General features: G+C 47.1%; 3 protein-coding genes. All 3 read right to left on the bottom strand.

Going from position 1 to position 2686, the window contains the following annotated elements:
• Window positions 1–27 precede the first annotated feature (27 nt).
• Window positions 28–711: a 2-C-methyl-D-erythritol 4-phosphate cytidylyltransferase gene (ispD, locus tag B3S86_RS15115; protein ID WP_035413128.1), complete on the bottom strand. Its 684-nt coding sequence runs from the start codon at window positions 709–711 to the stop codon at window positions 28–30.
• Window positions 712–842: 131 nt separating this feature from the next.
• Window positions 843–1928 carry a PIN/TRAM domain-containing protein gene (locus B3S86_RS15110; protein ID WP_290754263.1) on the bottom strand — a complete coding sequence of 362 codons (1086 nt, stop codon included), beginning with the start codon at window positions 1926–1928 and terminating at the stop codon, window positions 843–845.
• A 127-nt stretch (window positions 1929–2055) separates the two neighbouring features.
• The coding region (locus B3S86_RS15105) for a magnesium chelatase domain-containing protein (protein ID WP_290754261.1) at window positions 2056–2686 on the bottom strand (631 nt) is incomplete at its 5' end.

The raw sequence follows: 2686 nt of genomic DNA, 5'->3' as shown, positions 1-2686 counted from the left end.
CAAAACCTTGTCCAATTCGAATCATCGTCATTTCCCTCGTTTCATTAGAATTGCTTCACCGAACCATAGATCGTCCGGTGTCGTCATCTTGATATTTTCGTAGTGACCGTGGACGATCGTTACTTTTCCTCCGTCCCATTCTATCAAACTTGCATCATCGGTTCCTAGGTATTTTGTTGCCGCTTTTTCATGAACCGTGCGAATCGTTGCAAGATCAAATGCTTGTGGTGTCTGGGCTGCCATCAAGTGTTCTCGCGGAACGGTCTCACTGATGTGATTCGCTTCGATCCGTTTGACGGTGTCTTTGATCGGTACGGCGAGAATCGCTGCTTGATCCAACACTGCCGCCTGGACGACCGCATGAATCGCTTCTTGTGAAATGAACGGTCGAGCCCCATCATGAATCAGGACGATCCCTTCGCCTTCTAATGCCTCAAGACCACGGAGAACACTTTCTTGACGTTCGGCACCACCCGCAACCAGTTTGATGGCTGTCGCATAGGACGAAGTGACGTGCGTAAACCAGTCTTTCTCCATTGGATTGATCGCAAGAACGATTTCCGCACATGCCGGGTCCGCCTCGAAGACATCTAGTGTCCAAGCGATGATTGGACGGTCTCTTAGTTCAAGCATCAATTTATTACGATCTGCGCCCATCCGCTTACCGGCACCGGCAGCGGGGATGACGACGCGATATGTGGCTGTAGACATCTCATTCCCTCTTTTCTATCTCACTGATCATCGTGATCCATTCCATCACACCGAAAACGGACTCGATCATGAAATCGAATCCGTTGCGGGTCTATCTGAATGCCTCTCGATATCTCTCTAGGCATAGTGTCTCATTTTTCCTGTGGTTTCGCAAAAATCATTCGTCCAGCTGACGTCTGTAAGACACTCGTGACGACGACGCCAATCGTTTTCGAAATCAGGTGTTTTCCACCTTCGACGACGACCATCGTTCCATCTTCGAGATAGGCGATCCCTTGCTTTTGTTCTTTCCCTTCCTTGATGACAAGGACGGTCATTTCTTCTCCTGGAATGACGACTTGTTTGACCGCATTCGCCAGGTCATTGATGTTAAGGACAGGAACATGTCGGACTTCACAGACTTTGTTTAAGTTATAGTCGTTCGTGACGACGATTCCTTTAACGAGTTCCGCAAGTTTGATCAATTTGATGTCGACTTCCGGTACATCCTCGAAGTCGCCATCATAAATTTCGACCTCGACTCCAGGGATCTCTTGTAATTCTTTTAAGACATCGAGCCCGCGGCGTCCACGGTTTCGTTTCAACGTATCAGAAGAATCCGCGATGTACTGCAACTCACCGATGACGAATTGCGGAACGATCAGTTTCCCTTCGACGAAGCCTGTTTTCGTGATATCTGTGATTCGTCCGTCGATGATGACGCTCGTATCGAGCACTTTACTATTCGACTTTGCTGGAACGACGACTTCAGGTGCCGTCTTTTTTTCACTTTGGTTGCTACGTAAGAAGATTTTCGTCAATTCATGACGTTTTCGATACCCGACCGTAAAGCCGAGATATCCGAATAACGCGGTCACGAAGATCGTTAAGACATTACTGAGGACAGGAATCCCAACTAAGTCGATTAACGTACTGACGAGAAATGCTAATACTAATCCGATCAACAAACCAAACGTACCAAAAAAGAGATCTGCTACTGGGGCTTTGACGAGTCGTTCTTCTAAAAATCGGAGAAGTCGAATTACCGAATCCGTAATGAATAATCCAATTAATAAGAATATGAGTGCACCAATCGTTCCAGTTACGTATTCGCTCATCAACCATGCCGGGAAAGTCGTACTTGTCGCTGTTTCAATCAATTGGAAAAACTGAGGAAGCAACAAGATCCCAAGGGCAAGTCCGAGTAATGCAAAAAATACCCGTATGACGATTTTCAATCTTCTCACCTCCTTTGCTTATTTTAAGTTCATTGTAACATGTACTGAATTGAACTACCTACGCCGGAAGGAGGGGAAACTGTTTACATATCCATTACAGTTCCCCCATTTTTTACGTCATCCCAGCTTAAAACGGAATTGTTTCGCGTAATGCTTCGTCCACGCTCTCGACACCGACGACCGTAATCCCGTCCGGATACGTCCAGCCTCCTAAGTTATTTTTCGGAATGATCGCTCGTGTAAAACCAAGTTTGGCTGCTTCTGCTACACGTTGCTCAATGCGCGATACACGACGAACTTCTCCCGTCAACCCGACCTCACCAATCACGACATCCGTCGGACGCGTCGGTTTGTCACGGAAACTAGAGGCAATGGCAACACAGACGGCTAAGTCGATCGCTGGTTCATCGAGCTTCACACCACCCGCTGCCTTGAGATAGGCATCTTGTGTTTGTAAGAGAAGACCCGATCGTTTCTCAAGAACGGCCATCAATAACGCTACTTTATTTTGATCGATTCCGGTCGCCATCCGTCTAGGATTCCCAAATGACGTCGGTGAAATCAATGCTTGCAGTTCGACGAGGACGGTTCGTGTCCCTTCCATTGAAGCAACGATCGTTGAACCGGATACGCCGGATGTCCGCTCTTCGAGGAAAATTTCTGACGGATTTAAGACCTCTTCAAGACCAGACTCCCGCATCTCAAAAATTCCGATCTCATTCGTTGAACCAAATCGATTTTTAACAGCACGCAGAATT

The sequence above is a fragment of the Exiguobacterium sp. UBA3968 genome, from assembly GCF_002385115.1.
GTDB lineage: Bacteria > Bacillota > Bacilli > Exiguobacteriales > Exiguobacteriaceae > Exiguobacterium_A.
This window is presented reverse-complemented; position numbering and strand designations above follow the sequence as displayed.